General features: G+C 63.5%; 21 protein-coding genes. 19 read left to right on the top strand and 2 right to left on the bottom strand.

Annotation, left to right across the window (positions count from 1 at the left end; translation table 11 throughout):
- Window positions 1-23 precede the first annotated feature (23 nt).
- From AC07OK_RS21960 to AC07OK_RS21970, 3 genes are read left to right on the top strand one after another with little or no spacing between them, the layout of a single operon-like run.
- Complete coding sequence (locus AC07OK_RS21960) at window positions 24-4031, top strand: DUF3683 domain-containing protein (RefSeq protein ID WP_494692279.1); 4008 nt, start codon at window positions 24-26, stop codon at window positions 4029-4031.
- A complete protein-coding gene (locus AC07OK_RS21965) occupies window positions 4031-4468 on the top strand; it encodes an HIT family protein (RefSeq protein ID WP_494692280.1) in 438 nt (145 codons plus the stop codon). Before AC07OK_RS21960 ends, AC07OK_RS21965 begins: the two co-directional genes overlap by 1 nt.
- Window positions 4465-4890: a gamma-butyrobetaine hydroxylase family protein gene (locus tag AC07OK_RS21970; protein WP_494692281.1), complete on the top strand. Its 426-nt coding sequence runs from the start codon at window positions 4465-4467 to the stop codon at window positions 4888-4890. Before AC07OK_RS21965 ends, AC07OK_RS21970 begins: the two co-directional genes overlap by 4 nt.
- Window positions 4891-4895: 5 nt before the next feature.
- Here AC07OK_RS21970 and AC07OK_RS21975 read toward each other — a convergent pair whose 3' ends face one another.
- A complete protein-coding gene (locus AC07OK_RS21975) occupies window positions 4896-5186 on the bottom strand; it encodes a hypothetical protein (RefSeq protein WP_494692282.1) in 291 nt (96 codons plus the stop codon).
- Entirely contained in the window at window positions 5173-5661 is a 489-nt protein-coding gene (locus AC07OK_RS21980; RefSeq protein ID WP_494692283.1) for a PIN domain-containing protein, read from the bottom strand. The genes AC07OK_RS21975 and AC07OK_RS21980 overlap by 14 nt, the downstream gene beginning before the upstream one ends.
- A 146-nt stretch (window positions 5662-5807) precedes the next feature.
- Here AC07OK_RS21980 and AC07OK_RS21985 point away from each other — a divergent pair, with 146 nt between their 5' ends.
- From AC07OK_RS21985 to AC07OK_RS22060, 16 genes are all read left to right on the top strand, one after another.
- The gene (locus AC07OK_RS21985; protein WP_494692284.1) at window positions 5808-7106 is read left to right on the top strand and encodes an alpha/beta hydrolase family protein; all 1299 of its coding nucleotides are present in this window, start codon (window positions 5808-5810) and stop codon (window positions 7104-7106) included.
- A gap of 40 nt (window positions 7107-7146) precedes the next feature.
- Entirely contained in the window at window positions 7147-7881 is a 735-nt protein-coding gene (gene ubiE, locus AC07OK_RS21990) for a bifunctional demethylmenaquinone methyltransferase/2-methoxy-6-polyprenyl-1,4-benzoquinol methylase UbiE (protein ID WP_116992725.1), read from the top strand.
- A 13-nt stretch (window positions 7882-7894) separates the two neighbouring features.
- The gene (locus AC07OK_RS21995; protein WP_494692285.1) at window positions 7895-8812 is read left to right on the top strand and encodes a Tim44 domain-containing protein; all 918 of its coding nucleotides are present in this window, start codon (window positions 7895-7897) and stop codon (window positions 8810-8812) included.
- Window positions 8813-8903: 91 nt separating this feature from the next.
- The gene (locus AC07OK_RS22000; RefSeq protein WP_494692286.1) at window positions 8904-9506 is read left to right on the top strand and encodes a ubiquinone biosynthesis accessory factor UbiJ; all 603 of its coding nucleotides are present in this window, start codon (window positions 8904-8906) and stop codon (window positions 9504-9506) included.
- On the top strand, window positions 9503-11071 hold the full coding sequence (gene ubiB, locus AC07OK_RS22005) for a ubiquinone biosynthesis regulatory protein kinase UbiB (protein ID WP_217942426.1): 1569 nt from the start codon (window positions 9503-9505) through the stop codon (window positions 11069-11071). The genes AC07OK_RS22000 and ubiB overlap by 4 nt, the downstream gene beginning before the upstream one ends.
- Before the next feature lie 2 nt (window positions 11072-11073).
- Window positions 11074-11670 carry a methyltransferase domain-containing protein gene (locus tag AC07OK_RS22010; protein ID WP_494692287.1) on the top strand — a complete coding sequence of 199 codons (597 nt, stop codon included), beginning with the start codon at window positions 11074-11076 and terminating at the stop codon, window positions 11668-11670.
- A 73-nt stretch (window positions 11671-11743) separates the two neighbouring features.
- A complete protein-coding gene (locus AC07OK_RS22015; protein WP_217942423.1) occupies window positions 11744-12031 on the top strand; it encodes an FmdB family zinc ribbon protein in 288 nt (95 codons plus the stop codon).
- A gap of 47 nt (window positions 12032-12078) precedes the next feature.
- The gene (locus AC07OK_RS22020; protein ID WP_494692288.1) at window positions 12079-12696 is read left to right on the top strand and encodes a DUF502 domain-containing protein; all 618 of its coding nucleotides are present in this window, start codon (window positions 12079-12081) and stop codon (window positions 12694-12696) included.
- 46 nt (window positions 12697-12742) lie between these two features.
- The gene (gene aspS, locus AC07OK_RS22025) at window positions 12743-14542 is read left to right on the top strand and encodes an aspartate--tRNA ligase (RefSeq protein ID WP_020704473.1); all 1800 of its coding nucleotides are present in this window, start codon (window positions 12743-12745) and stop codon (window positions 14540-14542) included.
- Between the two features lie 46 nt (window positions 14543-14588).
- Window positions 14589-15047 (top strand): dihydroneopterin triphosphate diphosphatase, encoded by a 459-nt coding sequence (nudB, locus tag AC07OK_RS22030; protein ID WP_494692289.1) that lies wholly within the window; start codon window positions 14589-14591, stop codon window positions 15045-15047.
- A 92-nt stretch (window positions 15048-15139) separates the two neighbouring features.
- Window positions 15140-17098 carry a M10 family metallopeptidase C-terminal domain-containing protein gene (locus AC07OK_RS22035; RefSeq protein WP_494692290.1) on the top strand — a complete coding sequence of 653 codons (1959 nt, stop codon included), beginning with the start codon at window positions 15140-15142 and terminating at the stop codon, window positions 17096-17098.
- 58 nt (window positions 17099-17156) lie between these two features.
- A complete protein-coding gene (locus AC07OK_RS22040; protein WP_494692291.1) occupies window positions 17157-17996 on the top strand; it encodes an endonuclease/exonuclease/phosphatase family protein in 840 nt (279 codons plus the stop codon).
- Window positions 17997-18098: 102 nt separating this feature from the next.
- Entirely contained in the window at window positions 18099-19262 is a 1164-nt protein-coding gene (gene clsB, locus AC07OK_RS22045) for a cardiolipin synthase ClsB (RefSeq protein WP_494692292.1), read from the top strand.
- The gene (locus AC07OK_RS22050) at window positions 19259-19636 is read left to right on the top strand and encodes an RNA-binding S4 domain-containing protein (RefSeq protein ID WP_494692293.1); all 378 of its coding nucleotides are present in this window, start codon (window positions 19259-19261) and stop codon (window positions 19634-19636) included. Before clsB ends, AC07OK_RS22050 begins: the two co-directional genes overlap by 4 nt.
- A 241-nt stretch (window positions 19637-19877) precedes the next feature.
- Complete coding sequence (locus tag AC07OK_RS22055) at window positions 19878-20498, top strand: TetR/AcrR family transcriptional regulator (protein ID WP_494692294.1); 621 nt, start codon at window positions 19878-19880, stop codon at window positions 20496-20498.
- A gap of 48 nt (window positions 20499-20546) precedes the next feature.
- Window positions 20547-22337, top strand: a complete 1791-nt coding sequence (locus tag AC07OK_RS22060) for an acyl-CoA dehydrogenase C-terminal domain-containing protein (RefSeq protein ID WP_116992709.1) — start codon at window positions 20547-20549, stop codon at window positions 22335-22337.
- Window positions 22338-22340 lie beyond the last annotated feature (3 nt).

Here is a 22340-nt window from a genome sequence, read left to right on the forward strand (position 1 = left end):
CAGTCTACAAGTCCAATCTCACAATGAATGCCCCTGCACAAATCCAAGCTTTGCTGGCGGAAACGCCCCACGGTCCCGAGGCCACGCGCCTTCGTGAAATTCCTTATAACTACACGTCGTTTTCCGATCGCGAGATCGTCATCCGGCTGCTGGGCGAGGAGTCGTGGAGTTTGCTGGATGCCTTGCGCGGCGCCCGCCAGACCGGCCGCTCGGCGCGCATGCTGTATGAAGTCCTGGGCGATATCTGGGCCGTCCGCCGCAATCCGTACCTGCAGGACGACATGCTGGACAACCCGAAACGCCGCCAGGAACTGATCGACGCGCTGCATCACCGCCTGGCCGAGGTGGACAAGCGCCGCCTGACGGTCGACGACGCCGGCGACGAGGGCGCGCGCGAACGCAGCGCCAACGTCGCCAAGCTGCTGCGCGCGGCCGGCAAGGCGGTGGCCGACTTCGGCGAGGAATTCAAGCAAGTCTACGATCTGCGCAAGCGCACCAACAAGGTGCTGGGCCGCTACACCGACAAGCACAACATCTGCTTCGACGGCATGAAGCGCATCTCGCACGTGACCGACGCCACCGACTGGCGCGTCGAGTATCCGTTCGTGGTGCTGACCCCGGACACCGAGGAAGAAATGGCCGGCCTGGTCAAGGGCTGTATCGAGCTGGGGCTGACCATCATCCCGCGCGGCGGCGGCACCGGCTACACCGGCGGCGCGATTCCGCTGACGCCGATGTCGGCCGTCATCAACACCGAGAAGCTGCTCAACATGGGCGCGGTGGAAATGAAAGTGCTGCCAGGCCTGGACCGTGAATACGCGACCATCTACACCGGCGCCGGCGTCATCACCCACAAGGTGTCCGAAGCGGCCGAGAAGGCCGGCTTCGTGTTCGCGGTCGATCCGACCTCGGCCCACGCTTCCTGCATCGGCGGCAATATCGCGATGAACGCGGGCGGCAAGAAGGCCGTGCTGTGGGGCACGGCGCTGGACAACCTGGCCTCGTGGCGCATGGTCGACCCGAACGGCGACTGGCTCGAAGTCACCCGCCTCGACCACAACCTGTCGAAGATCCACGACACGCCGCTGGCCCGCTTCAAGCTGGAGTGGACCCATCCGACCGCGCGCGGCGAATCGAAAGGCGAACCGTTCAAGACCGAGCTGCTGGAAATCGAAGGCCGCAAGTTCCGCAAGGAAGGCCTGGGCAAGGACGTCACCGACAAATTCCTGGCCGGCCTGCCGGGCATCCAGAAAGAGGGCTGCGACGGCCTGATCACGTCGAGCCGCTGGATCCTGCACAAGATGCCGAAGTTCGCCCGCACCGTCTGCCTGGAGTTCTTCGGCCAGGCGCGCGACGCGATCCCGTCCATCGTCGAGATCAAGGATTACCTGGACGGCTTGCCGGCCAAGGGCGAGCAGTTCAGCACCTTGCGCCTGGCCGGCCTGGAGCACCTGGACGAGCGCTATCTGCGCGCGGTCGGCTACGCCACCAAGTCCAAACGCGGCGTGCTGCCGAAGATGGCGCTGTTCGGCGACATCGTCGGCGACGATGAAAACGCCGTCGCCCTGGCCGCATCGGAAGTGGTGCGCATCGCCAACACCCGCGTGGGCGAAGGCTTTGTCGCCGTCAGCCCGGAAGCGCGCAAGAAATTCTGGCTGGACCGCGCCCGCACCGCCGCCATCGCCAAGCACACCAACGCCTTCAAGATCAACGAAGACGTGGTCATTCCGCTCAACCGCATGGGCGAATACACCGACGGCATCGAGCGCATCAACATCGAACTGTCGATCAAGAACAAGCTGCAACTGGCCGATGAACTGCAGCAGTTCTTCGCCGCCGGCAATCTGCCGATCGGCAAGAGCGACGACGCCGACGACGCCGTGGGCGACGCGGAAATGCTGGGCGACCGCGCGCAGCAGGCGCAAGCGCTGCTGACCCAGGTGGTGGCACGCTGGACCTTCCTGCTGGCCGAGCTCGACAAACCGCTGACCGCCGCCACCGCGCAACTGGCCGAACTGGGCCTGGAGCGCCTGCTGCCGGTGTTCGAGGAACGCCTGAAGACCCAGCCGGACGCCACCTTGTTCGACGTGGTGCAGGACCGCACCATCCGCGTCACCTGGAAGCAGGAGATCCGCGCCCAGCTGCGCCAGATCTTCAACGGCGCCGCCTACAAGCTGATCCTCGACGAAGCGACCGCGATCCACAAGCGCGTGCTGCGCGGCCGCGTGTTCGTGGCGCTGCACATGCACGCCGGCGACGGCAATGTGCACACCAACCTGCCGGTCAACTCGGATCACTACGAGATGCTGCAGCTGGCGCACCAGGCCGTCGCGCGCATCATGAAGCTGGCCCGTTCGCTCAACGGCGTGATCTCGGGCGAGCACGGCATCGGCATCACCAAGCTGGAGTTCCTGACCGAGGAAGAAATCGGCCCGTTCCGCGACTACAAGCTGCGGGTCGATCCGGAAGGCCGCTTCAACAAGGGCAAGCTGCTGAACCTGGCCGGCATGGAAGCCGATTTGTCGAATGCTTATACCCCTTCCTTCGGCCTGATGGGCCACGAATCGCTGATCATGCAGCAGAGCGATATCGGCGAGATCGCCAACAGCGTCAAGGACTGCCTGCGTTGCGGCAAGTGCAAGCCTGTCTGCTCGACCCACGTGCCGCGCGCCAACCTGCTGTACTCGCCGCGCGACAAGATCCTCGCGACCTCGTCGCTGATCGAAGCCTTCCTGTACGAAGAGCAGACCCGCCGCGGCATCTCGATCAAGCACTGGGAAGAATTCGAGGACGTGGCCGACCACTGCACGATCTGCCATAAGTGCGTGACGCCATGTCCGGTCAACATCGACTTCGGCGACGTGTCGATGAACATGCGCAACCTGCTGCGCAAGATGGACAAGAAGAGCTTCAATCCCGGCAAGTCGGCGGCGATGTTCTTCCTCAACGCCACCGACCCGGCCACCATCAACGCCACCCGCGCGGCGATGGTCGGCATCGGCTACAAGGCCCAGCGCCTGGGCAATGACTTGCTGAAGAAATTCGCCAAGAAGCAGACCAAGGCGCCGCCGCCAAGCGTGGGCAAGCCGAAGGTGCGCGAGCAGGTGATTCACTTCATCAACAAGAAGATGCCGGGCGGCCTGCCGAAGAAAACCGCGCGCGCCTTGCTGGACATCGAGGACGACAAGGTCATCCCGATCATCCGTAATCCCAAGGCCACCAATGCGGATACGGAAGCGGTGTTCTACTTCCCGGGCTGCGGCTCGGAGCGCCTGTTCTCGCAAGTGGGCCTGGCGACGCAGGCGATGCTGTGGGAAGTGGGCGTGCAGACCGTGCTGCCGCCGGGCTATCTGTGCTGCGGTTATCCGCAGCGCGGCGCCGGCGAGTACGACAAGGCCGAGAAGATGATGACCGATAACCGCGTGCTGTTCCACCGCATGGCGAACACGCTCAACTACCTGGACATCAAGACCGTGCTGGTCTCGTGCGGCACCTGCTACGACCAATTGGCGACCTACGAGTTCGACAAGATCTTCCCGGGCTGCCGCATCATGGACATCCATGAATACCTGATGGAGAAGCAGGTCCGGCTGGAAGGCGTGACCGGCACGCGCTATATGTACCACGAGCCTTGCCACACGCCGATGAAGATGCAGGAGGCGACCAAGACCGTCAACACGCTGATCCAGACGCACGACAACGTCAAGATCGAGAAGAACGACCGCTGCTGCGGCGATTCTGGCACCTTGATGATCGCGCGTCCCGACATCTCGACGCAAGTGCGCTTCCGCAAGGAAGAGGAAGTCATCAAGGGCGCCGACAAGCTGCGCGCCGACGGCTTCGAGGGCGAAGTGAAGATCCTGACCAGCTGCCCGGCCTGCCTGGGCGGCGTGTCGCGCTACGGCGAGGATGCCGGCACCACGGCCGACTACATCGTGGTCGAGATCGCCAAGCACCTGCTGGGCGAGAACTGGATGGCCGACTACGTCAAGCGCGCCAACGACGGCGGCATCGAACGGGTGCTGGTGTAATGGCCTGCGACCTGTGCGCCTTGCTGGCGGCGCCCGCCGCCGGCGTGGTGGTCTGGAGCGACCACCAGCTGTCGGTGGTCGCCGTGGACGAGGCCGAATATCCGGGCTTCACGCGCGTGGTGTGGAACGCCCACGTCAAGGAAATGACGGATCTGTCGCCGGCTGAACGCAGTCGTGTGATGGACGTGGTGTGGGCGGTCGAGTCCGCACAACGCGCGCTGATGTCGCCGGAAAAAATCAACCTGGCCAGCTTTGGTAATATGACGCCCCATGTGCACTGGCATGTGATTCCGCGTTATGTGGACGATGCCCACTTCCCGAATCCGACCTGGGCTGTTGCGCAGCGTGCGTCGGCGCCGGAAGTGCTGGCCGCGCGCCGCGCGCTGCTGCCGGCCCTGCACGCCGCGATCATCGAACGTTTGAAAGACTCCCTATGAGCAAGCAACCCACCGGCCTGACCGTCCACAACAAGTCCAAAGTGCTGGACATCGAATTTGACGACGGCGCCTCGTTCTCGATTCCGTTCGAGCTGCTGCGCGTGTATTCGCCGTCGGCCGAGGTCAAGGGACACGGGGAGGGGCAGGAGGTGCTCCAGGTGGGCAAGCGCGAAGTGGGCATCGCGGCGATGGACCCGGTCGGCAACTACGCGGTGCAGCCGACCTTCACCGACGGCCACAACACCGGGCTGTACACCTGGGACTACCTGTACAAGCTGGGCAATGAAAAAGACGCCTTGTGGGCCGACTACATGGACCGCCTGCACGCGTCCGGCTTCGAAGGCGACAGCGGCCGGGAAACGGGCGTCACCTTGACCGGCCCGGGCTCGAAGAACCACACAGGCTGCGGCCACAAACACTAAGCGCCTCAGCGCGTGACGTGCTCTCGCAGCACGTAGGCAAATATCGCCCGCACATGCAGAGGTAGCTGGCGCAGTGCTTCGACGTCGATGGATGGCTCTGGGTCAGGGGGATGTGCTGCCGAAGGCCGTTGCCAGGCTTCCCCCACATCCTTGTATGGCGACATCTCTGCTCGCCGTTTGCGTTCGGCCCTGTCGCGTGCGATTTCTTCATGCAATGCGTCAATCTCGGCCCGCGAATGTTCGTCGAGTTCTGGAATCTCCAAGTCCGGAGGAATTTCCACGTCATATATTTTCATAGCGATTCTCCATCAGTTCAAAGGGCGTTACCAACTCGGGAAGATGCAGTCTTTGTGCGTGGATCAGTACCCTCAGAAGCCGAAGTTGTCTGGCGTTCGCGATGTCCCGGCAATTCCATGTGAGAAGAATTTCACTCCGGTTTTGCGCTGCGCAAGCAATGTGTTCAGCGCATTTCATCGCTCTTGCGTTTAGACCGCCGCCGCAGATTAAAAGTTCGGCAACGCCTTCCGTCCGTGCGCCGTCTGGCAGGCGGGGAAGAAATTCAATCATTCTCATGCGGCGTGCCATGTTGAGTGGATCGCCATGCTTTATCTCTGCAATGACATACCTGGAAACATAAGTTCTGCTTGCATCGCAACGGGTATCCCACCAAAGCTGAGTCAGCTGTTGGCAGGCGCGCGTGATCGGGTTGGGACTCGGCGGATCGGTCAGGTGCAAAATGACCGAGGTGTCGAGATAGACGGTTGGCGGCATGGCTGGACCTCGGATGGTTCCGGCCAGATTAGCCCGTCCGTATGGCCACGGTTTCGGCTATATCAAACGAACGCGTCTTCATTTCATCAAGCTGTCACAGCGTCGTGGGATAGTTGGCGGTTTTATCGCGCTGGATGGGAGATGGCATGAAGGATGTTTGCAAGGTGTTGATGTTGGCCGTGGCCTTGATCGCCGCGCCGTTGGGCGCACAAGAGTATTTCGGCGATGCCCGGCCCGATGCGCCGGAGCTGGCGGCGCGTGGGCCGTTGCCGGTCGGCGTGCGCACGCTGGTCGCCGAGCATGCGGACCAGCTCGACATCCTGCGCTACAGCGACGCCGCGCCCAACCCGCGCTACAGCCGCAAGCTGACGTTGGAAGTCTGGTATCCGGCCCGGCTCCAGTCCGGCCAAAAAGAACATACGGTTTATACCGATGTGCTCGGCTCCGGCGCTAACGATGCTGCCCGCCCCAACACGCCGTTCACCTTCAACGGCCGCGCCGCGCGCGATGCGGTGCCGCAGGCCCCTGCCGCCACCGCGCCGGCCGGCGGCTATCCGCTGGTGATCGTCTCGCACGGCTATCCCGGCTCGCGCCTGCAGATGAGCTACCTGACCGAGAACCTCGCCTCCAAGGGCTACATCGTGGTGGCGATCGACCATCCCGAATCGACCCGCGCCGACAAGGCCGGTTTCGCCAGCACCTTGCTCAACCGCGCGCAGGACGATCTGTTCGTGCTGCAAACCGTGGCCGCCTGGGGCAAGCCGGGCAGCGGGCATTTCCTGTCCGGCCTGGTCGACGCCGACAACACGGCACTGGTCGGCTATTCGATGGGCGGCTACGGCGCGCTCAACACCGTCGGCGCCGGCGTCAGCCCGGTGGCGGTGGCCTATGTCCCGGGCGGCAAACTGGCCGTCAATCAGCGGGGCAACGCGCAATATGAAGCGCGGCGCGATCCGCGCATCAAGGCGGTGGTGGCGTTCGCGCCGTGGGGCGGGGCGCACCAAGTGTGGGAACCGGCCGGCTTGGCCGGCGTGCGCACGCCGACGCTGTTCGTCAGCGGCGACCAGGACGACGTGGCCGGCTACCAGGACGGCGTGCTGCGCCTGTTCCAGGGCGCCATCCACGCCGACCGCTACCTGCTGACCTACGTCGGCGGCCGCCACAATTCCGCGCCGAATCCGCCGTCGCCGGCCATGCTGGCCAACTTCGACGATTTCATGTCCTACTCCGAGCCGGTCTGGGACAGCCGCCGCATCAACAACATCAACCAGCATTTCGTCACGGCCTTCCTCGGCCTCCACCTCAAACAGCAGCCCCTGCAGCCGTATCTGGCGCTGCCGCCGCTGGGCGCGGACGGCACCATCAAGCCCGATCCGGCCCCGTGGAAGGGTTTTCGCCCGCGCACCGCGCTGGGACTGGAGTGGCGCCACCTGAATGCGCAGTAGGGTCTTGTATAATGCAGGCAAACTAACAGGCCCGCCCAACATGACCAATACCACTCACTTCGGTTACAAAACCGTCGCGGAAGACGACAAAGTCCGCGAAGTCGCCAAGGTTTTCCATTCTGTCGCCGCCAAGTACGACATCATGAACGACGTCATGTCGGCCGGCCTGCACCGCCTGTGGAAGACCTTCACCATCGCCAACGCCGCCGTGCGCCCCGGTTTCAAGTGCCTGGACATCGCCGGCGGCACCGGTGACCTGGCCAAGGTGTTCGCCAAGCAGGCCGGCCCGACCGGCGAAGTCTGGCTCACCGATATCAACGAGTCGATGCTGCGCGTCGGCCGCGACCGCCTCTTGAATCGCGGCCTGTTGACCCCCACATTGTTATGTGACGCAGAAAAACTGCCGTTCCCGGACAATTACTTCGACCGCGTCAGCGTCGCCTTCGGCCTGCGCAACATGACCCACAAGGACCAGGCGCTGGCGGAAATGCGCCGCGTGCTCAAGCCGGGCGGCAAGCTGCTGGTGCTGGAATTCTCGAAAGTGGCCGAGCCGCTGCAGAAGCCTTACGATTTCTATTCGTTCAAGATCCTGCCGTGGATGGGCCAGAAGATCGCCAACGACGCCGAAAGCTACCGCTACCTGGCCGAGTCGATCCGCATGCATCCGGACCAGGAAACGCTGAAGACCATGATGGAAGAGGCGGGCCTGGAACGGGTCACGTATTACAACCTGACGGCAGGTGTGGCCGCTTTACACACCGGTATCAAACTGTAGTCATAGGAGTAGCATGAACATCAAGAAAATCCTGATCGGCGCCGTATTGGCCGCTTCCGCACTGTCGATGCTGGGCGAGGCGCTGGCCCGTCCGATGGGCGGCGGCCGTTCGATCGGACGTCAATCGCAAAGCGTCAACCGCATGCCGCCGGCCGCCGCGCCGGCGCCGACCGCGCCGCGCCAGGCCGCGCCTGCGCCGACCGCTCCGCCTGCCGCGATCCCGCCGAAGCCGGCCAGCCCATGGAAAGGCATCCTGGGCGGCGCGCTGCTGGGCCTGGGCATCGGCGCACTGTTCTCGCACTTCGGCCTGGGTGGCGCCATGGGCGGCATGTTCGGCTCGCTGATCATGCTGGCTCTGCTGGCCGGCGTGGTGTTCTTCGTCATACGCCTGATCCGCGGCCGTTCGCAGCCTGCGCCCGCCGCGTTCGGTGGCAACAACGGCGGCAACAATGTGTACGCGATGCCGCCAGCCAGCGGCACGCCGGAGATCGGTTCGCGCCTGCAGCCTGAGCCAATGCAGCAGGCCGCCGCGCCGGTCGCCCACACGCCGTGGGGCGTGCCGGCCGACTTCGACGCGCCAGCCTTCCTGCGCGTGGCCAAGAGCAATTTCATCCGCCTGCAAGCGGCCTGGGACAAGGGCGATTCGGCCGATATCCGCGAATTCACCACCCCCGAGGTGTTTGCCGAGCTGAAGATGCAGATTAGCGAGCGCGGCGCGCAAAAGGACTACACCGACGTCGTCACCATCGACGCCGAGCTGCTGGGCATCGAAACCAGCGACAGCGACTACCTCGCCAGCGTCAAGTTCACCGGCACCATCAAGCCCGCGCCGGATGCGCTGGCCGAGCCGTTCAACGAGGTGTGGAACCTGTCCAAGCCAGTCTCCGGCGCGTCTGGCTGGCTGCTGGCTGGTATTCAACAGCTCGCGTAATTGCCGACAATTCCCGGCAAGCTGGTAAGATCAAGACCGCCCGTATTTTCGGGCGGTTTTGTTTTGCGGTTTTTGTTTTCACGGTAGACGAATGACACCACCGAATTTCTCCGCCGCGGCGCCGGCCAGCGCCGCCATCAATCACTTGCTGGCCCAGGAGCCGTGGGCGCGCAAGGAGTTGCAGCGCCACGCCGGCAAGATCGCCGCCATCGACACCGGCGCCGTCGTGCTGCGCCTGCGCGTGACGGCCGACGGCATGCTGGAAGCGGCGGCGCCGGAAGAGCCGGCCCGCGTCACCATTCGCGTCAAGCTGTCCGATCTGCCGCTGATCGCGCAGAACCGCGAGCGCGCGTTCTCCTACGTGCAGATCGAGGGCGACGCCGAGTTCGCCAACGCCATCTCCAACCTCAGCAAGTCGCTGCGCTGGGAAGCCGAGCACGACCTGGAAAAAGTGGTGGGCCCGATCGCCGCCGTGCGCATGGTCTCCGGCGCCCGGTCGGTATTTGAAGCGGTCAAGAACGGCCACCAGAAGCTGGCCGAAAACGTCGCTGAATTCCTGCTTGACGAAAAACCTGTGCTGATCCGCCCGCAAACGGTGGAAGCCTTCTCGGCCGACGTGGTGCGCCTGCGCGACGACGTTGAGCGCGCCGCCAAGCGCCTGGCCAAACTGGAACAGAAATTGGACCTCAAATGATGTTGAAATTTTTACGCCTGCTGAAGATCCTGCGGGTATCGGTGCAATACGGCCTCGACGAAATCGCCATTTCCGGCCTGAAAAAACCGCGCATCGCCAAGCTGATCGACACCGTGTTCTTCTGGCGCGACCTGTCGGCGCCGCGCGGCGTGCGCCTGCGCATGGCGCTGGAAGACCTGGGCCCGATCTTCGTCAAGTTCGGCCAGGTGCTGTCGACCCGCCGCGACCTGATCCCGGCCGACCTGGTCGAGGAACTGTCGCACCTGCAGGACCGCGTGCCGCCCTTCGATTCCGACCTGGCCATCGCGCAGATCCGCAAGTCGCTGGGCGCCCATCCCGACCAGCTGTTCGCCAGCTTCGAGCGCACGCCGGTGGCGTCGGCCTCGATCGCGCAGGTGCACTTCGCCACGCTCAAGGACGGCAAGCAGGTGGCGGTCAAGGTGCTGCGTCCGGGCATGAAGAAGTCCATCGACGAGGACGTGGCGCTGATGCACATCGCCGCCGAATGGATAGGCCGCATCTGGGCCGACAGCAAGCGTTTGAAGCCGAAGGAAGTGGTCGCCGAGTTCGACAAATACCTGCACGACGAGCTGGACCTGATGCGCGAGGCGGCCAACGCCAGCCAGCTGCGCCGCAACTTCGCCGATTCCAAGCTGCTGCTGGTGCCGGAAATGCATTGGGATTACTGCTCCAACAGCGTGATCGTGATGGAGCGCATGCACGGCATTCCGGTGTCGCAGATCGACCGCCTGGAGGCGGCCGGCGTCGACCTGAAAAAACTGTCCAGCGACGGCGTCGAGATCTTCTTCACGCAGGTGTTCCGCGACGGTTTCTTCCACGCCGATATGCATCCGGGGAACATCCTGGTGTCGATCGACCCTGCCACCTTCGGCCGCTACATCGCGCTCGACTTCGGCATCGTCGGCACCTTGAACGACTTCGACAAGGATTACCTGTCGCAGAACTTCCTGGCCTTCTTCCGCCGCGACTACAAGCGCGTGGCCGAGGCCCACATCGAGTCCGGCTGGGCGCCCAAGGAAACCCGGGTCGACGAGCTCGAGTCCGCCGTGCGCGCCTGCTGCGAGCCGATCTTCGACCGGCCGCTGAAGGACATCTCCTTCGGCCAGATCCTGCTGCGCCTGTTCCAGACCTCGCGCCGCTTCAACGTCGAAGTGCAGCCGCAGCTGGTGCTGCTGCAAAAGACCTTGCTCAACATCGAAGGCCTGGGCCGCCAGCTCGACCCCGACCTGGACTTGTGGAAGACCGCCAAGCCCTACCTGGAAAACTGGATGGCCGAGCAGGTCGGCTGGCAGGGCATGTGGCAGCGCCTGAAGGCGGAAGCGCCGCGCTACACCCACATCCTGCCGCAACTGCCGCGCTTGCTGCACCGCGCGCTGGAGCAGGGCGGCGAGAAGCCGGCCGATAACACCGAGTTGATCAAAGTGCTGATCCACGAACAGCAGCGCACCAACCGTCTGCTGAGCCTGGTGATCTACTTCGCCGGCGCCTTTGGCATCGGCGTCGCCGGCTACCAGCTGTACCTGCGCTGGCATCACTTCCTCTGACCATGGTGGACTTCGCACAGCGCGATCCGAGCTCGCCGGCGTTCTGGGACGAGCGCTTCGAGCGCCAGTTCACGCCCTGGGACCGGGGCGGCGTGCCGCAGGCGCTGCGCGACTTCGCCGCCGCCAGCGCGCCGCTGACGACCTTGATACCGGGCTGCGGCTCGGCCTACGAGCTGGCCTTCCTGGCCGACGCGGGCTGGGACGCGGTGGCCATCGATTTCTCGCCGGCCGCAGTGGCGGCGGGCAAGGCGGCGGTCGGGCCGCACGCGGCGCGCGTGGTCGAGGCGGATTTCTTCGCTTGGCAGCCGCAGCGGCCCTTGCAGCTGATCTACGAGCGCGCCTTCCTGTGCGCCTTGCCGCGCGGGATGCGGCCGCAGGTGGCGGCGCGCTGGGCGGCCTTGCTGGCGCCGGGGGCGCTGCTGGCCGGCTACTTCTTCTTCGACGACGCCCCCAAGGGCCCGCCGTTCGGCATCACGCGCGCCGAGCTGCAAGCCTTGCTGGAGGCCGATTTCGAGTGCATCGCCGACGACGCCGTCAGCGATTCCATCCCCGTGTTCGAGGGCAAGGAACGCTGGATGGCCTGGCGCCGCCGCCCTTGACCAGAGGAAACAGGCAGGCGGCCGGCAAAAAGCTTTATAATTCAGGGTTTTGATGATTTTTGCGGAGTAATAGATGCCGATCTACGCTTACCGCTGCGAGGCGTGTGGTTTTGCCAAGGATGTCTTGCAGAAGATTTCCGACCCGCAGCTGACTGTTTGCCTGTCGTGTGGCAAAGAAACGTTTAAGAAGCAATTGACCGCTGCCGGCTTCCAGTTGAAGGGTTCCGGCTGGTACGTGACCGATTTCCGTGGCGGCACGCCGCCGGCGACCGGCACCGCGACCGGACCGGCTGCGCCTGCCCCGAGCGAGACGCCGGCGGCCGCGCCTGCCGCGCCCGCGTCCGGCACGAAGTCGGACTGAGCACGGACCGCAGCACCCCGCAGCACCACCCACTCTAAGAGTAATCGATGCGTAAATATTTCATTACCGGCTTGCTGATCCTGGTGCCCCTGGCGATTACCGCCTGGGTGCTCAACCTGGTCATCAGCACCATGGACCAGTCCCTGCTGTTTGTGCCGGAACGCTGGCAGCCGCGTACCCTGATCGGCTTCGATATCCCCGGCCTGGGCACGGTGCTGACGGTCCTGATCGTGTTCGTGACCGGCCTGCTGACCAACAACCTGGTCGGCAACTACGTGGTCAAGCTGTGGGAAAAACTGCTGACCCGCATTCCGGTCGTCAGTTCGCTGTATTCGAGCGTCAAGCAGGTGTCCGACACGCTGTTCTCGTCGTCCGGCAATGCCTTCCGCAAGGCGGTGCTGATCCCGTATCCGCACCAGAACTCGTGGACCATCGCCTTCCTGACCGGCACGCCCGGCGGCGACGTCAAGAATCATCTGGTGGGCGACTACGTCAGCGTCTATATTCCGACCACGCCGAATCCGACGTCGGGCTTTTTCCTGATGATGGCGCGCAAGGACGTGGTCGAGCTCGACATGTCCGTCGACGCGGCGCTGAAGTACATCGTTTCGATGGGCGTGGTGTCGCCGGAAGACGCGCCCAAGGCCATCGAAATCGCCAAATAAAATAACTGAGTAACTTAACCTGAACCGAGAAATAAACATGTCCTCAATGCGTACTCACTACTGCGGCCTCACCACTGAAGCGCTGCTTGGCCAAACTGTCAGCCTGTGCGGCTGGGTACATCGTCGCCGCGACCACGGTGGCGTGATCTTCATCGACCTGCGCGACCGCGAAGGCCTGGTGCAGATCGTGTGCAATCCGGAGCAGGCTGAAGTATTCAAAGCCGCCGAAGCCGTGCGTAACGAGTTCTGCCTGCGCGTCACCGGTGTGGTCAAGGACCGCCTGGCCGGCACCGTCAACGCCAACCTGGCGTCGGGCAAGATCGAAGTGGTCTGCTCGCAACTGGAAGTGCTGAACGCCTCCGTGGCCGTTCCATTCCAGCTGGACGACGACAACCTGTCCGAAACCACGCGCCTGACCCACCGCGTGCTGGACCTGCGTCGTCCACAGATGCAGAACAACCTGCGCCTGCGCTACAAGGTCACGATGGAAGTGCGCAAGTACCTCGACGAGCTGGGCTTCATCGACATCGAAACCCCGATGCTGACCAAGTCGACCCCGGAAGGCGCGCGCGACTACCTGGTGCCGTCGCGCGTCAACGCCGGCAACTTCTTCGCGCTGCCGCAATCGCCGCAGCTGTTCAAGCAGCTGCTGATGGTCGCCAACTTCGACCGTTACTACCAGATCACCAAGTGCTTCCGCGACGAAGACTTGCGCGCCGACCGCCAGCCTGAATTCACCCAGATCGACTGCGAGACCTCGTTCCTGACCGAACAGGAAATCCGCGACCTGTTCGAAGACATGATCCGCAAGGTGTTCCGCAACACCATGAACGTCGAGCTGCCTAACCCGTTCCCGGTCATGGACTTCGCCGAGGCCATGGGCAAATACGGTTCGGACAAGCCGGACATGCGCGTCAAGCTGTCGTTCACCGACCTGACCGACGTGATGAAGGACGTCGACTTCAAGGTGTTCTCCGGCGCCGCCAACATGCCTAACGGCCGTGTTGTGGGCCTGCGCGTACCGAAGGGCGGCGACATGCCACGTTCGGAAATCGACGCCTACACCCAGTTCGTCGCCATCTACGGCGCGCGCGGCCTGGCCTACATCAAGGTCAACGAGAAGGCCAAGGGCCGCGACGGTCTGCAATCGCCTATCGTCAAGAACCTGCACGACGCCGCACTGGCCCAGATCCTGGAACTGACCGGCGCCGAAGACGGCGACCTGATCTTCTTCGGTGCTGACAAAGCCAAGGTGGTCAACGATGCCATCGGCGCGCTGCGCGTCAAGATCGGCCATTCGGAATTTGGCAAGAAGGCCGGCCTGTTCGACGACGTCTGGGCGCCGCTGTGGGTGATCGATTTCCCGATGTTCGAATACGACGAAGAAGCCGACCGCTGGACCGCGACCCACCATCCATTCACGGCGCCGAAAGACGGCCATGAAGACTGGCTGGAAACCAATCCGGGCGCCTGCATCGCCAAGGCCTACGACATGGTCCTGAACGGCTGGGAACTGGGCGGCGGTTCGATCCGTATCCACCGCGAGGAAGTACAGTCGAAGGTGTTCCGCGCCTTGAAGATCGACGCCGACGAAGCCCGCCTGAAGTTCGGCTTCCTGCTCGACGCGCTGCAATACGGCGCGCCGCCGCATGGTGGCCTGGCATTCGGCCTGGACCGTATCGTGACCCTGATGACCAAGTCCGATTCGATCCGCGACGTGATCGCCTTCCCGAAAACCCAGCGCGCCCAGTGCCTGCTGACCCAGGCGCCGTCGGAAGTGGACGAGAAGCAGTTGAAAGAACTGCATATCCGTCTGCGCGCGGCTGAGCCAAAAGTAGCCAGCTAATTTGCAATGGAAAGGGCGCTTCGGCGCCTTTTCTTTTAACTGAACTATGAAGCCCTACAAGATTCCCGAGTCGGTGCTGGTGGTGATCCACACGGCCGACCTGCAAGTGCTGCTGATCGAACGCGCCGACCGTCCGGGCTACTGGCAATCGGTGACCGGTTCGCTGGACGCGCCCGACGAGCCCTTGCTGGACACCGCGCGCCGCGAACTGTTCGAGGAAACCGGCATCGTCGCCGACGGCGAGACCATCGTGCTGCGCGACTGGCGGCTGTCCAACATCTACACAATCTACCCGGTGTGGCGCCACCGCTACGCGCCCGGCGTGACGGAAAATACCGAGCACGTCTTCAGCGTCGAGGTCTCGCGCGACATCGCCATCAAGCTGGCCCCGCGCGAGCACCTGAACCACGTCTGGCTGCCCTACCTGGAAGCGGCCGACAAATGCTTCTCCTCCTCCAACGCCGAAGCAATATTACAATTGCGAAAATATTGTCACCCGTCATAATGAGTCAGACTGCAAGTTTCCTATTCCTCGCGATTTTTTTTGCATAGAATTGAAGGACCGGCCGCGCTTGGTGGCTACGCAGGAGAATCGGCATGAGCAGCCCCACCACATCCAGCCCAACCACGTCGGTCGGTAATACCGGCACGTTGACCCTCGACGCCCTGCTGGGCGGCGACAAATGGGGAGGCGCGGCCGGCAGCGGCGTCACGGTCACTTACAGTTTCCCGTTTTCCAGCGGCTCGGCGGTTTTCAGCGGGCCGGGCGGGAGCAGCTATTCCGATCTCAACGAACCGCATGCCAGCGAACATTACGGCTTCAACACGGTACAGCAGGCGGCGGCGACCGCGGCCTTGCAAGCCTGGGCCAATGTCGCCAACATCAAGCCGGTGCTGGTGGCGGACACCACCACCTCGGTCGGCGACATCCGCTTTGCCTGGACCTCGGCCACGCAGACGGCCAGCGGCGGCGGCGCCTGGGGCTGGGCTAATTATCCCGACAGCTACTACCCATCCGGCGGCGATGTCTGGGTCAGCACCGATCCGGGCGGCGCCCTCAGCAACAACGACTGGTCGGTGGGCTCGTACAACTACATGTCCTTGATCCACGAACTGGGCCACGCGCTCGGCCTCAAGCATCCGTTTGAAGATGGCGCCGTGCTCGACAGCGCGCACGCCAACCGCCAGTATTCGCTGATGGCCTACACCGACGCGCCCCACAGCCTGTTCGTCGATGTCACCCAGACCAGCAATTCGGCATCGTGGAAATCCTATACGGTGGTGCCGAATTCGCCGATGCTGTACGACATCGCGGTGATGCAATACCTGTACGGCGCCAATACCAGCTACCACACCGGCAACGACACCTATACTTTCGATCCGTCCACGCCCTTCCTGAGCACCATCTGGGACGCCGGCGGCAACGACACCATTTCGATCGCCAACTTCAGCAACGGTTCGGTGATCGATTTGCAGCAGGGCCATTACTCGTCCATCCACATCCCGTCCGACACCGGCGCCGGCATCAACTGGCAGACCGATCCGCCGGTCGGCACTTACGACGGCACCAACAACCTGGCGATCGCCTACGGCACGGTGATCGAAAACGCCATCGGCGGCAGCGGCGACGACACGCTGATCGGCAACAGCAGCAGCAACCGCCTGCAAGGCAATGGCGGCCACAACATCATCGACGGCGGCGCCGGCACTGACACCGCCGTCTACACCGGCGCCTTCGGCAATTACACGCTGGCCGCCGTCAGCGGCGGCTATACGGTGGCGTCGCGCACCGACCCGGGCCAGAGCGACAGCCTGAGCAATATTGAGCGGCTGGCCTTTGCCGACGGCGCCATGGCGCTGAACTTGACCAGCGTGGACGACGATCCGGTCCAGGCTCAGTATGTCGCGTTGGCGCAGAAATTCTACGTCGCCTTTTTCGGCCGTCCGGCCGATACCGGCGGCCTGACCAACGTGATCGCCCAGCTCAAGGCCGACAACGCGCCCATCGCCACGCGGGATTTGGTCGCCGCCTACTACACCAATGCCCCCCTCAAGGCGCTGGTGGACAACTTCGGCAACAGCGGCGAATCCGCCGCGCTGTACCACGGCACCAACCAGGAGTTCGTCAGCTCGATCTATGTCCACCTGCTGGGCCGCGCGCCTGACGCGGGGGGCAACTTCTGGGTCAACGCGCTTAACGCCGGCCTGCCGCGCGGCGTGGCGGCGCTGGACATCATGGGGGGAGCGGAAGGCAATACCTCGGCGCAGGGCTTGCTGGATGGCGAGGTGGTCAACAACCGCCTGCTGGTCGCCTCCAACTTCACGGCGCTGCTGGACACCAAGGCCGAGCAGGACAGCTTCGTCGGCGAGGCGGCCGCGGACACCACGCGCACGCTGCTCGACGGCGTCCACGAGAACACCAGCATCATCGGCTACGAAGCCGCGGTGATCCAGACGGTGGTGTCGCTGCTGGGCAGCGCCCATGCCGCCGCCGGCCCGCAGCAGGCGGTGCTGGTCGGCAGCAACACTGCCGAGTACGCTTCGGCCTGGGCCTGACCATCCCTATGTGCGGCGGCGTACGCCGCGATCGCGGACTCAGGGTTAGAATGGTCGCATGAAAATCCGAGTCGCGACCTACAACATCCACAAGGGCGTATCCGCCATCCGCAGCGAGCCGCGGGTACTGGCGCTCAAGCAGGCGATCGGCCTGTTCGACGCCGACGTGGTTTTTTTGCAAGAGGTCCAGGGCAAGCATGACTTGAACGCCGCCAAGTACGGCGCCGAACACTTCGGCCACAAGCACTGGCCCGCCGCTGCGCAGCACGAGTATTTCGCCGGTGAGTCGCGCCACGCCCACGCCGCCTATGGCATGAACGCGATCTACGACCACGGCCACCACGGCAACGCGCTGCTGAGCGCTTTCCCGATCGCCAACCAGGCCAACCACGACGTCTCCGACCACGCCTACGAACAGCGCGGCATCCTGCACTGCGTGCTCAACACGCCGCACGGCACGGTGCATTGCTATGTGGTGCACCTGGGCCTGTTCGAAGCGGGCCGTCGCCGCCAGACCCAGGCGCTGATCTCGGCCGTGCGCGCCTCCGCGCCGGACGGCGAGCCTGTCATCATTGCCGGCGATTTCAACGACTGGCGCAACACCCTCGGCGGCGAACTGCGCAACGCGCTCGGCGTGGTCGAAGCCTTCGACCAGATCGGCTCCAACTCCGCGCTCGACGAGATCGTGCGCACGCTGAGCCGCAAAGCCAGCATCAATCCGGGCGTCAAGCCCGGCATCAACCCGGCGCGCACCTTTCCGGCGGCGCTGCCGTTCTTCCGGCTGGACCGCATCTACGTGCGCGGCTTCAAGGTCGAGGCGGCGGAGGTGATGCACGGCAGCCTGTGGGCCAAGCTGTCCGACCACGCGCCCATCGTCGCCAGCCTGACGCTGGCCTGAGCTATTTGCGGCCCCGCGTCGCGCTCCTGGGAGCTTGCAATTTTTTATAGACTTGTTTCCAGCGACGCGCCATTTTTCGGAACTCAAGGGTAGAATCCAGCTATGCGCACTGTAAATTTTATCGCCGATAATGAAGTCACCTTGCTCCACACGGGCACCGATTTCTTTCCGGCGCTGATAGCCGTGATCGACGCCGCCCGCTACGAAGTGTATTTCGAGACCTATATCTTTGCCGGCGACGACACCGGCAACGCGGTGCTGGCCGCGCTGAGCGGCGCCGCGCAGCGCGGCGTGCAGGTGCGCATGATCACCGACTGGTGGGGCACCGGCCGCCGCCAGGTCAACAGCATGCACGCCAGGCTGGTCGAGGCCGGCGTCGAGCACCGCATCTTCAATCCCTGGTTCAAGCGCGGCGTCACCCGCACCCACCGCAAGATCTGCGTGGTCGACCGCGAGGTCGCCTTTGTCGGCGGCATCAACATCAACGACGATATGTACTGCGACTACAACCACGCGGTCAGCCTGTCGGCGCCGCGCTGGGATTTCGCGGTGCAGGTGCGCGGGCCGCTGGTGGCGGCCATCCAGCTGGAGGCGCTGACCCAGTGGCGCCGTCTGGGCAAGCTGGGCATCATCAAGCGGATCGGCCTGTTCCGCGACATGCGCAAGGTGAACCAGATCGCGCGCGAGAACATGGTGCAGGCCGGCTTCGTGGTGCGCGACAACTTCCGCAACCGCAGGACGATACAGCGCGCCTACATGCACGCGCTGGGGCGCGCGCGCAAGAGCGTGCTGCTGGCCAATCCGTATTTCGCGCCGGGCGCCAGGTTCCGCCACGCGCTGGCGGCGGCCGCCCAGCGCGGCGTCGAGGTCACGCTGCTGATCGGCGTCGGCGAAATCTGGCTGCAGGACGCGGTCGCGCATTCCTTCTACCCGAAGCTGCTTGCGGCCGGCGTCAAAGTGGTGGAATATCACAAGACCCAGTTGCACGCCAAGGTGGCGGTGATCGACGACGACTGGGCCACCGTGGGCTCGAGCAATGTGGACGGCTTGAGCCTGTTTTTAAACCAGGAAGCGAATGTGGTGATCAAGGATGCGGTCTTCGCGCAAAACCTGCGCCAGCACATCGAGGCCGCCATCGCCGACGGCGTGGTGGTCAATGACGCCGACTTCGAGCACGTCGGCCGCTTCCGCCGCATCGGCTACGAGATCGCGTTTTTCGCGTACAAGATGGTGATGCGGATCTTCGCAGTGGGGAAATACGCTTGAGCGATAGTGTCAGACTGGATAAATGGCTGTGGGCCGCGCGCTTCTTTAAAACCCGCTCGCTGGCCACCGAGGCGGTCGACAGCGGCAAGGTCAAGCTCGACGGCGACAAGGTCAAGCCGGCGCGCGCGCTGCGCGTCGGCGACACGCTGGACATCGACAACGGCTCCGACCGCTGGGAAGTCGACGTGATGAATTTGTCCGACGTGCGGGCGGCCGCGCCGATCGCGCGCAACCTGTACGAGGAAACCGATGCCAGCGTCGCGCGCCGCGCCACCGTGGCCGAGCAGCGCAAAATGTTCCGCGAACCAAGCGCGGATTTCAAAGGTCGGCCGACCAAGCGCGACCGCCGTCAGTTGGGCAAATTCAGCGACTAACCCCCATGTCGGAGGGGCCCGGCCCCATCCGTGGGCAGGGCGCCGCGCGGGCTTAGTTGCTGTGCCGCAGTAATAGAACCCCGCCTCTAACACTAGCGTTTGACTTTTACCCCTCAGTGGATAATAGTACGAGCGTTCGCAATTCTTTTCACACGGAGTAAATTCAAGTGGAGCAGAATACTCTTTTCTCCACATGAATGTTACCTTGGGATGCAATCTTATTAATACCTCAACTAAATTTATGCGCAAAGGCGAACTGACACGCGCGGCAATCTTGGATGTGGCGCTGGACTTGGCCAGCCGGGATGGTCTGGAAGGCCTGACCATCGGATTGCTCGCGGATAGGATGAACATGAGCAAGTCCGGCGTGTTCGCCCACTTCGGCTCGCGTGAAGATTTGCAGTTGGAAGTACTGAAGCTGTACCACCATCGTTTCGAGCAGGAAGTGTTTTTCCCCAGCGTCAAAGAGCCGCGCGGCATCCAGCGGCTCAAGTCGATGTTTGCGCGCTGGGTCAAGCGGGTTAGCGTGGAAGTGGCCTCGGGCTGCATCTACATCAGCGGCGCGGTGGAGTATGACGACCGTCCAGGTCCGATCCGCGAAGAGTTGATGGCCATGGTCGGCGCCTGGCAGGGCGCGCTGCTGCGCTGCGTGCAGCAGTGCGTCGAATGCGGCGACCTCAAGGCAGACACCGACCCGCAACAGCTGGTGTACGAAATGTACGGCCTGATCCTGGCACTGCACCACGATGCGCGCTTCCTGCGCATTCCGGGCAGCCTGGGCCGGGCCGGCACCGGCTTCGAACGCTTGATCGAAACCTACCGTAATCCGCAAACGCCGTCCGCGGTGGTGGCACAGCAATAAAACACTCATTCACATCGTAGTCATTACAAAAGTCATCAGGAGAAAATCATGGGTCAATACGTCGCGCCAATCCGGGATATGCAATTCGTTCTGCACGAATTTCTGAAAGTGGAAGAAGAACTGAAGTCGCTGCCGGACTACGCCGAAGTCGATGCCGACATCATCAACCAGGTACTGGAAGAAGGCGGCAAATTCACCGCCGAAGTGCTGTTCCCGCTGAACCACTCGGGCGACCGCGAAGGCTGCAAGCACGACGCAGCGACCCACACCGTGACCACGCCTAAAGGCTTCAAGGAAGCGTACAAGCAGTACGTTGAAGCGGGCTGGGGCGCGCTGGCCTGCGATCCGCAATACGGCGGCCAGGGCCTGCCGGTTGTGCTGAACAACTCCTTCTACGAAATGCTGAACTCGGCCAACCAGGCCTGGACCATGTACCCTGGCCTGTCGCACGGCGCCTACGAGTGCCTGAAAGAACACGGCACCGACCACCAGAAGGAAGTCTACCTGCCCAAGCTGGTCTCCGGCGAATGGACCGGCACCATGTGCCTGACCGAACCGCACTGCGGCACCGACCTGGGCATGCTGCGCTCGAAAGCGCTGCCACAGGAAGACGGCTCGTGGCTGATCACCGGCAACAAGATCTTCATCTCGGCCGGCGAGCACGACATGGCGGAAAACATCCTGCACCTGGTGCTGGCCCGCGTGCCGGACGCACCGGAAGGCTCGAAAGGCATTTCGCTGTTCCTGGTGCCTAAGTTCCTGCCGAAGGCAGACGGCTCGGTCGGCGAACGTAACCCGATCACCTGCGGCGCCATCGAAGAGAAGATGGGCATCCACGGCAACTCGACCTGCCAGATGAACCTGGACGGCGCGCGTGGCTGGATCATCGGCCAGCCGAACAAAGGCCTGAACGCCATGTTCGTGTTCATGAACGCGGCCCGCCTGGGCGTGGGCATGCAATCGCTGGGCCTGACCGAGATCGCGTATCAGAACGCGCTGATCTACGCCAAGGACCGCATCCAGATGCGTTCGCTGTCGGGCGTGAAGAATCCGGAAATGCCGGCCGACCCGATCATCGTCCACCCTGACGTGCGTCGCATGCTGTTGACCGGCAAGGCCTACGCCGAAGGCGCGCGCGCCTTCACCTCGTACGTGGCGCTGCAGATCGACCGCGAACTGCACCACCCTGACGAAGAAGTGCGCAAGGAAGCCGCCGACGAAGTGGCGCTGCTGACCCCGGTCATCAAGGCCTTCATCACCGACAACGCCTGGATCGCCACCTCGGAAGCGATGCAAGTGTTCGGCGGCCACGGCTACATCTCCGAATGGGGCATGGAGCAGTACGTGCGCGACGCCCGCATCAACCTGATCTACGAAGGCACCAACACCATCCAGTCGCTGGACCTGCTGGGCCGTAAGATCCTGGGCGACAACGGCGCCAAGCTGCGCAAGTTCGGCGAGAAGATCAAAGCCTTCGTGGAAGACAACGGCACCGACGAAGCGATGAGCGAATTCGTCACCCCGCTGGGCGACCTGGGCGACAAGGTCACCAAGCTGACCATGGAAATCGGCATGAAAGCCTTCCAGAACCCGGACGAAGTCGGCGCGGCATGCGTACCTTACCTGCGCGTGGTCGGCCACATGGTGTACAGCTACTTCTTCGCACAGATGGCGAAAATCGCCCTGGCCAAAGAAGACAGCGGCGACAATTTCTACAAAGCCAAGCTGGCCACGGCGCGCTTCTACTTCGCCCGCCTGCAGCCAGAAACTGCAACCTTGATTCGCCAGGCACGTTCGGGCTCCGCCAACCTGATGGCACTCGACGCCGACCTGTTCTAAGAA

Source organism: Duganella sp. GW821-FHT07G03 (assembly GCF_059418605.1).